Raw genomic sequence first — 10019 nt, 5'->3', positions numbered from 1 at the left:
TGATCGACAGCCAGCATCTGGAAGGAGAGTTAAACGATATTCTGGCCGGTGACGCTCATCCCGGTTTCCACCTGTTCGCCACCATCAACCCACCCGAGTACAGCGGGCGAAAACCATTATCACCGGCGCTGAAAGGGCGTTTCCGGCATTTGCCTATTCGGCAGTACAGTCCGGCAGAATTGCAAACCATTGCCGAGAAAGTGTTGCCAAAGAACCCGCAGGGGAAAATTCTGGCTGAACAGCTGACTAAGGAACATTGTCGTTTGAGGGCTTACCTGCAACGGAAAAAACTGCCGTTGCAGCCGACCAGCCTTGATTTACAGAATGTGGCCAGGGCCGTCATCCGGGGAGGCGATTTTAGCGAAAACGGACTTCATCAATGCCTCAATCAGCACTATCGGCTTTACCTGATGGCCGCAAAAACATCGCTGGAAGCACTGCCAGAGTCATCAACTCTTGTCGTGAATAACAGTGCGCTTGATTCTGGACTTTGCGAATGGTTCAACCAAACGGTATCGGGCATTGATCGTCCGTGGTTGGTACGCCGCAGTGATTTCAACAGTATCGATGAAAAACGCCATGAAATTCGTGTTAAGGCGGATCTGAATGAAGAGGAAGCCAGAACAGAAATTATCAAGAGAGTGGCTGAGGCCAGATGGCAGGCGTCGGGTCTTTCCCTGAATCCGGACGAGTCGGACGATATTCTCACCCAGGCACTTTACCGACACTGGCAGCAACGCTGGTTTGATCATGAATTTGGCCAGGTGGGCATGGACGCTAATGGCTTATTCTCCCTGACGAAAGAACAGAAACTAACGTTGAAAATGCCAGCTTCCCAACCTTATCTTCGGGAGGCTGATAAGCGCATAGAAGCATGGAACGCCCATGGCGCTAAATGGTGGACTGCGTTCTGGCATCAGATGAATGATCTGCTGAACCATTGGGTTGACGAGTCTGGAGAATACACCCCACAAGTCCAAGAAAAACAGGCCATGACATTGGATTGGGAAACGAACTACGAGAACGAGGAGACGCCACAAGTTAGCGCTTATAAAATTTTTGAGACCCGGAACCATCCATCCCATATGCATCGCCAGTGGGCCAGGGATATTGATGTCTCTGCTGAGGGTAGTGTCGAACTGATCGATTTGGTAGATCAACACATTCATGGAGTCGAAAGCCTCATGCCCACCCGGCTACCAGAACATGGACAGGAGCTGACATTAGCCAGCGATCAAACGCTGGCAACCTTGGACATCTCATCGGACGATGGCCAATATGCATTGCCCAGCCTGACGGCTAACGACTACATCGTGGCCCTGCGTATAGAACCCGATTTGGCATTTACGCTGATCAGGGATCGATATACCGGGCTTCACACACTGTCTGTTCCGGCAGCTGACGCTGAACAGAGTATTCGGTGTGTTTATGTCCTGGAAACCAGAAAACCGGGCAAAAAAACGCCTGCTAAAGAAGCCCGGCCAAAACGATCAACGCATCCTGACACCCGTTGTTCAGAAGGTATGAAAACAGTTTTGAACAGCCTGTTTGACAACATTGCCGAACAACCATCATCCAAAGTACGGAGGTTTTTGCGGGCCTTAAAAAAGGCGCGAGGCACGACGCAACGAATTGAGACGATCACGAACTATTGCCGGAAGTTCACCGGCAAGGCTAAACCAGAGAAGCATAAGAATTTCTTCAAATTCCTCGTAACACAAAGGCAAGGGAGCTGTCGCCATCGCGTGCCTGTTTTCATTGCTTTTTGTCGTTATTTCGGGATTTCATGTCGGCAAATTGATAACGCTGGACACTGCTTTGCCGAGTATTCTGTGGATGGAGGCCAAACCTGGGAGTCAGTAGATTTGGACGGAGCACCAGTACGGAAAACAGAAATTACACCCGAATTCCAGCCTACCAAAATGGTCAGTGCTTCCAGTACTGAGACGAGAAAGATTAAGACTCTCCTGAAAGGGGCTGATTCATTACAACAGCAAACCCTGGCCAAAGCCTGTGATGTGAGTCCTGAGGAACTGAAAAAAGCCCTTGAGACAAATAGCGCATTGCCGGAAACCCATTTAAGTATTGCCGAAATGGTAAGGAACCTTTGGCTGCAAAAAGATTTAACCAGTTTTGCCATGGGTGTCTCAATCATAGAGTTGCTGGAGACAAAAGCATTGGGCAAGGATGTGATGGCATTGGTCGGCGCTGTAATCATTGAAGACGATTGTCGTATTGTTAAACCCATGTCAGAGGCAGTAAGAAAAATATTATACGAAAGTGACGAAGATCGGGTCACAGAACAGCTCAAGTTACTCCATTCAAAACTGGTTGTTGAGGCCGGAGCAAGCCCTCTCGAGTGGTTGCGCTCAATGCAAAATATACTTAAATACCGTAACTTAGCCATACCTTCGGTTATTCACTTTGCCATTGAAGCTCTGGAATCGGGTTGGCTGGATCCACTGGCGACCTACAAGAGCCACATTATGGAGGCTGATGAACATCATAGTCTATTGGTGCGTCTGACCCGTGTCGATGAACTGAAGGATAAAGCCGCCCATTGTCTGAAAAAATGGTACAGGGAATTCTTCTCCAAAGAAAAAAATAGCCAGGTGTGGCAGTTGGCGTATAAAGACTTCCAAAAGAGAAAAGGCGACACTTTGTTCGTCACTCATGGTCATGATGGGTTTTCGTCATTCCTTGAAGGTAGTATGACCATCTCATCTATACAGAACACCTGGACGGACCAACCCGGAGGCATTCCGAATATAGAACGAATGCTGGTGCATCAACCTGCGTTTCCAAAGTTAAACTCGGGCAAAGCGAACCAGCGTCCGGTGATTATCCTGGGGCAACCTTCCTGGCGCCACACAGCGTTTAATGAAAAGGTCGAAGCCCTGTATCAACGAAAAGTTGAGAGCAGCCCGCACTTACAGTATTTATTGGAAAAAAGCGAACAATATAACAAGGCTGTAGATGAACTTCACTGCGCCCTGGATGATCTGAAGAGTGAGTTCCATCATACAATCTATGGAAAATCAATGCGTTCCAATCAGGAATATCAAGCTCAGCAGACAGACTATGAGAACAAAAAGCTTGATATTGAAAACGAGCACAGAGCCATTTTAAAACCCCTTAAATTGTCACGGGAGGATACAAAGCCTTTGCATAATTTAAGAGACAGATGCAGGCAAGCGATTCGGCAGGCCTTCAGTCATTACCTGTATGAAGTGACACACTCTAAAGCCGGTCACTTAACCTTCTGTTGGGCCAGAGCTACCATCGGGGAGGACACGAGCATTAAAAACAACTATGGCGCTCATAATCCATCCTCGCCAGAAGAACTGTATGCCATGATATCCGAAATTGATACCTCTAGTGATTTTGAGAAGTCTGTTGACAATGTTTTCTTGCAGCAGACACTCAACGTCAGTAACGCTCTGGTACTCAAATCCGATGAGCTGACAAAAATTGCCGGAGAATTTTTGAGCAGCGTGAATTTGAATTCGATTTATGAATCATTGGACGCTTAATAACCGTTTGCTCATGATGAGCTTTCCGGGCCGCTGATGTCGACCACTGGTTACGGGTAACCATCCAAATAGAACTTTTCTTCTGTCTTAAGGTCGAATCATTAAACAATTTCAGTAACGTCCTCCGCATGACAGAAGGGAGATTAGCTATGGATGGTCTGATTGGCAGAAAAATAAACGAACCCGCTCCTGATACTGGCGCGCCAGCCAACAGAGCAAAGCAAGATGCACCGTCAAACATTGCAGAGGTCTCTGATGTCATTCCCAAACTCAGTTCATTGTCAATTGCGGTTACTGTGCCTGACAAGACGAGAACCGTATCTTCAACGGATTCAGCAACGGCGATGACTTGCCACGTCCTCCCTTGGGCTGACCTGCCCCAGGAAGCGCTTGAGATAATCGCCAGCTATTTATCCATCGAAGATCTCAATAATTTTGGGCAAACATCGCCGACAATGAGCGAACGCCTGAGGTCATGCGGTCTGGAAGAGGTCCATCACTTCCTCTCCCTGACCAGCCAAAGGCAGACTTCGTGTCGGGCAATCATTCAGTCCAGTCATCTACTCCTTGAGTACCTCAGGACATTGTCTATATTTTCTGTTCGTCATTTCCCTGCACAACAGGGCCCGGCCTTTTACTCCTGCTATGCCAGCCATTTGCGCCAGCAGATTCTTGATGGGGCCGCACTGACACTTATACCCAGTGGCATTTTAAATGTTCGCCACAACCATCATCTGCGTGATCATATTCCCATTGTCATTGAGGGGAAGGCGGATAACTACAGCGATATCCTGACTCCGGGTCCTGATGGTCAATGGGTCAGGGAAGCTGAGATCAAACACGATTCCCCGGTCAAATATGGTCATCAGCAGGCCGACCATATTTTATTTGTCGAGCAACCCTCTGCGTTGAGCATTGGGGGAGTACCGTTTCGTTACAATTACACTGGCAAAGAGCATTTTCTGTCTGTCTATGAACGCAAAAATAATTCGTGGGTTGAGCAACAACTGACATCGGGTGAGATTTTTCCTGAATGTAAGGATAGGCATATCATTGGCATGTACCTGTCACCTGATGCCAGATCACTGGTCTGTATTAACATGAACTACGCTGTTGCTATTCTCGGTCGGGGGGCTGATGGGCAGTGGATCAATAAAGGCAACATTAATACAATACTTCGTCATAGGCTGTTCAGTGCCGACAGCAATCATTTTGTGCTTTATAGTGGACCACGCATCAAGGTGATGAGCCGGGCAGACGATGGTTCCTGGTCACAAACGGGTGACATTGTTGTTACCGACCCTCCTGATGATCTGAAAGAAACGCCCAGCGGCGAAAAAGTGAGCAACTTTGAGTTTGATCTTGACGTGGTATTCAGTCCGGATAACCGCCATTTTGCTACATGGTTTGAGGAGGTCGGCAATGATTCACATCACAATGATATTCAACAGCGTTATTTATTTGTCGTCATTTTTGCCCGTGACCCGCAAGGGCAGTGGCGTGAAAAAAAGAGAATCATTGAATGCTGTAACCGGCCAACCCGATATTTCGCTCTTAAACCTCAATTCAACCTGGATGGTCGGCTTCTGATTATCACCACTCCGGAAAGTATTGATATCTGGGAATTAACCGACGACCAATGGCACAAAGCTGCACAGAAGGAGCCCTGGAGCGGCGGCGGTGATATTCAATTTTCTTTGGACCCTTGTGAATTCATCAGAAGTTGCAATCAAAGCGTAACGATCTGGCGTAAGGCAGCGTCGGGAATGTGGGGCGAGACACAAACATTTCCGGCTGAGTCCCTGGTAGTCAAAAGTCCCAGCGGTGAAACCATTGTTTGTAACGATCCTGCCGGACACACTGATCTCTATCAACGTAAGCCTTTTGCTGAACCTTTCGGTCAGCCATTCGGTGAAACTGCCGCCGTTGAGTGGGTTAATCAACGCATTGAGTTTTCCATCATAGGTGCAGATTTCAATGGGGAAGGTTGCCTTTTGGCTGTGGTTCCCAAGACGGCTACGCACAGCCTGATTCTGTTCGGGTTGACGGCAGACGGTAGCTGGCTGGAAAGGGCCCGTTTGCAAACAGAAGGCAGGATTTACAAATTTCGCTTCAGCCCTTGCAGCCGCAACCTTCAAGTCCACAGTTTGAGCCCTGCCAGCGGCTATGCCAGAGGGCGAGAGTTTTTTTCGCTCTGGCAGATCATGCCCGATAAAGTCACCCGGACAGCTGACGGGGAATGACGACCTCCTACTTAGCGACCATCATGTTGTTGATTTTGAGCTGGCCAAAGTTAAGGGGAAGCTGCACCTGATATAAGAAAAGATGATCCTGTCTCTAGCAGCCCCTGCAGTGTTCAAAGTCTGCTCAATCCTTTTGATACTTTATCCAGGAAGCTATGATAGTCGTCAGGATTCAGTCCCAGTTTCCGCAAGTATTGAATAGTATGATGAACAACTTCTTCAGTAGTATAATCTTGGCTGGCTTTAACATCATCAGGCACAGCCTCAATCGGCTCATTTCTCATTCGACGGTCATGGATATATTCGAACCAGGCTTGTAAAAACTGATTGATCAGTTTTAATTCCTGCATATTTTCAGGACAACGGAAAAACCGAAACTCCATTGTGGAATATGGATCGATCACCTCAGTTCCTGGAATATGCAACAAAGATATGGCCATATATTTGTCTATCATCACATCAGCAATTTCACCAAACATTTGTTGCAAGGGGGCCATCTGCACAAAATGACTATATATTTTTGAAAACTGTTTAAGCTTATCCAATTTTTCTGAATCCGTTAACCAGTCACCATTCGCTTCTTCATAATTGGAACCAGCTAACTTTTCATTATACGTAGCAATCATCCAATTGATCCGTTCAATGGCTAACCCTCTCATGTCAGAATAATCAGAAAACAATTTATACCATTGACTCTCATTATTTTTAACAATTCGGTCATTATTACCGAATGCCCTGATTAGATAAGGATTGCTCTCAATTTCCCTCTGTAATTCCAGTAGAGCTCCGGGATTACCATGCGTAGCGGAGAGCGCATCGACATGCTTGTGACCGGAGGCATAACCTATGAGCCCATCTTTAATCATTAAGTCAACCAGTTCAAATACTTTTTCTAAACAATTATTCGCACCGGCGTCACCATCGTGGTAAGGCGTACAATTAAACTCAAGCCATCTCCTAAAGTCTACAAAAGGAGTTACATAGAATTGACCGTCAAAAGTGAAACTTTCAGGATCATAACCTGTCTTATTTGCTCCTAATCTTTTCATATGTTTATTGACTTTATTAAGATAATAGTAACTTGACCCGCCCCCTTGTTCATCTTCAGAAATCAAATCATATTCCAACTCTTCACCAAATTTGAGATCAATACGCTTGTCGAGTGGAATACCCTGTCCAGCTGTATCTGGCTTTTTTTCAGACATATCATTAAGAGCATCTAACCAGCGTCTTCTAAATTTCGAACCCATGACTTCTTCATTAAAAGTCATTCTAAGCTTATGATTACTTCTCAGGGCAGCAATAATGGAATTCTTGCACTTTATACATCCAACGGTTTCCTTCCTTATCTCATCAATAAGTTCTCGCTTGTAGCGAACACTAAATCTCATAAAATGGTCATATTCTGAAAAATAGCCATCCCCAAAAAGCATCCTTTCAAAGAATTGAAATGTCTCATGCCCAACAAATTGATAGCCCCTACTATCATCAGAGCCCTTGAAATTTTCATAAAGGTAATCAGGTAATAACTGACCAAGATAATAATATTGACGATATCTATCTGACATCTCAATTTGTCGCTGAGCAAACATTTCTGACAATATTGAATCTATTATTTCGATTCGTTTATGACTAATTGTTTGATTGGAACGATACTTATCAGCATCGTTACTATAAATAAACTTCTGATCTCTTAACAATCCTTCCGTGAACAATATAAAATCCACAAATATTTCTTTAACATTCTCTTTGGTAGTAACATAATCAGTACTATCAAAACGCAAATAACCATTTGTCTTCCATTTTTTATGCCCGATGACTCTTTCGATGGATAAACCATGCTCCTCAGCCAGTTTATTAACAGTATTTAACAAATGCCCGGCTGCCTCCCGGGGTGACAACAGTACATCAACGTTAAGCTCTTTTCCTCTCTTGCGCTTTCCCGGTTTCATTTCCGATGATGCTTGTTGGCTTTCCGCCCTGGTCTGCTCTCTATTTTTTTCAGGTACCCGATCACCTTTGTCACTCGCTGTTCCCTCTTTATTTGAGTTACCGAGGCTGATTATTCCGTTTATGTCACTTATATTAACTTTCAAAAAAAAATTGTCAGCAGTACCAAGTAATAAAGGTAAAAAAACATTCAAGACATTTGCGCCATTGCTACCCTCATTTTTTCCATGGGCTAGCTGGTAGAAATCATCCTTTTCTTTTTTAGAAAAACCTGTATTCTTTTTGTAATCGAGTTCCTGAAACTCTTTTGTCACTTTGTATGTTTTACTTGTAAGATAGGGGTCTTTCCAGTCTATCCGATCTGCTATTTTTTTTTCCTTAAAAGCATCAACTAACATTTTGTCAGTACTGTTTTTTTCAATGGGAGGTTTACTGAAAAAAAGCTTCCCATTCAGTGCCGGAGTTAAAACATTCTGATAGTCAAAAGAAAGCGAACCAAAAGCTAGCACGTGGGAAACATTCAGGAATGAACAGAAAAAAAATATAAATAATTTCATAGTAACAAAGTTCAGTTTTTAACCATATTTCTTGATTATGATAATTCGAATAATCTCTGTTGAGTAACCCCTGGTGCTATACCTGTGAAAGGACACGCTCAATACCTACCATTAAATACTCTGAGCAAGTACTTCTGTACATGAAAAAGTACTAAGAATTCTATTCACAAGGATCACCACAGTGCTCTCTAATTATTCTAATATTCAATTAACTTCGCAAAAAGGTAGTAACAGACTAGTTATTAATCAAGTGTGCCGGGGAAATATTCTTTCGCCAATAACGAAGTTTATGTGTCGTTGTCCGATTTCTCACCAAGGCTCTGGAGACTGACTTACTCATTCAAGCCTATAAGTATCCAACCAACCGACCAGAAACATATCTCCAAATTGAAATTTCATCCTATCTGAAGGTTATATCTGCCTTTCACCGCACCGACTGATATTTACCTAATATCTGTCGTCAGTAACGATGTCTTTATGGCGACCCGTTTCAAAACGTCGGCAAAAGAATTTACCACCGTCTTTGTATACAGCAGTTCCCGCCAATCATTGACAAATGTCCGAATCAATAGGTTATTCCATAAGTCAAATCCTAAGATGATGAAAGAACACCCGGTTCCGCATCATTGCATCTTTTAACACCTTATCCCAACTGACTACTTCAGTGTAGAGATTAAGACTATCATGCCAACGGAAGTACCCCTGTCGATCTGGAAGGGGCTTGAAATCTTTTTCTTCTTCCAACCAAGTCTTCACCTTTTTGTTTAAGTCACAGATAACATAGCCATAGAACGGGGTGTTGGTGTTAATCTGTATCTCCCTGCCCTGGGGTGTGGTGAACTCGCCATCACGTAGCTTGCGAACATAGCGAATAATTTGCTGCACAGGATCTTCCTTAGAAGATGGGTTGGCAAAATCATCTCGCTGTGGCCTCTTGAACTCGAATATAGTTACAGGATTGCTGGCTTCATTCTCACCTCGAAAAACCATTCGGTGATCAAATGCCAGAATATCTGGCCTGCCTGACTTTCCTTCCAAAGGGATATCAGAGGAGAGGTACTCGGTAAAATTGAGGCGTTCATCAATTAACCAAAGGTTATGATCCTCAAAAGGTGTTTGGTCACTGTCGCCTTTTCTGGGGAAAATAATGTCATGCACTACACCCTCAGAAGAGTACTTACCATCATCACCGGTTTGCAGGCTTTTTTCAAAAATGTCAATAACACTGCGACGCATGGAAATATAATGAGCCAGGTAACGATGTCTTTATGACGACCCATTTCAAACCGTCGGCAAAAAAATTCCTTACCTTCTTTGTAAACGCTCTTGACATTAAACGTTAGAAAATATTTTAAGCAGGTAAACCGACCGAACCCCTTGCCGCCCTGAGTGATTTTGTGGTCTGAGTAGAGTGTATCGAAAGAGTTTCGATTTTCAGTATCGAACCCTACACCATTGTCAATAACAGTAAAGCCACAAACAGCAAGCATGGAATTTTCTAACAGATCGTCTTGTTGTTCACGATGAACAACAATCTGTACAAGGCCACTATCATTGCCAGTGCATTCAATGGACTGAATCGCATTGACCATCAATTCAATAATGGGGGTGTAGACGTTGACACCAGAGCCTGCCGGAATATGATCGACTGCACGTTGTATGTTGACGTTACTCATAGTATCTCTCTAGCAGCCTGTCGGACTTAAGCGTCCGTAGCGAGGATTGCAAGAAATTGA

General features: G+C 44.4%; 5 protein-coding genes. 2 read left to right on the top strand and 3 right to left on the bottom strand.

Annotation, left to right across the window (positions count from 1 at the left end; translation table 11 throughout):
* On the top strand, positions 1 to 3533 hold a 3533-nt coding region (locus KDK19_RS20765), incomplete at its 5' end, for a transglutaminase domain-containing protein (protein ID WP_257292852.1).
* A 149-nt stretch (positions 3534 to 3682) separates the two neighbouring features.
* A complete protein-coding gene (locus tag KDK19_RS20760) occupies positions 3683 to 5776 on the top strand; it encodes an F-box protein (RefSeq protein WP_257292851.1) in 2094 nt (697 codons plus the stop codon).
* Positions 5777 to 5889: 113 nt separating this feature from the next.
* On the opposite strand, the gene KDK19_RS20755 is transcribed toward KDK19_RS20760, so the two are convergent.
* The 3 genes from KDK19_RS20755 to KDK19_RS20745 form a co-directional block, all read right to left on the bottom strand.
* A complete protein-coding gene (locus tag KDK19_RS20755) occupies positions 5890 to 8235 on the bottom strand; it encodes a hypothetical protein (protein WP_257292850.1) in 2346 nt (781 codons plus the stop codon).
* Between the two features lie 633 nt (positions 8236 to 8868).
* Entirely contained in the window at positions 8869 to 9519 is a 651-nt protein-coding gene (locus KDK19_RS20750; RefSeq protein ID WP_257255264.1) for a hypothetical protein, read from the bottom strand.
* Positions 9441 to 9959, bottom strand: coding sequence for an ATP-binding protein (locus tag KDK19_RS20745; RefSeq protein ID WP_257255263.1), 519 nt, complete (start codon positions 9957 to 9959; stop codon positions 9441 to 9443). Before KDK19_RS20745 ends, KDK19_RS20750 begins: the two co-directional genes overlap by 79 nt.
* Positions 9960 to 10019 lie beyond the last annotated feature (60 nt).

The sequence above is a fragment of the Endozoicomonas sp. ONNA1 genome, assembly GCF_024606325.1.
Classification (GTDB): Bacteria; Pseudomonadota; Gammaproteobacteria; order Pseudomonadales; family Endozoicomonadaceae; genus Endozoicomonas_A.
The sequence above is the reverse complement of the archived record's forward strand: the minus strand, read 5'-3'. Positions and strand labels throughout refer to the sequence as shown.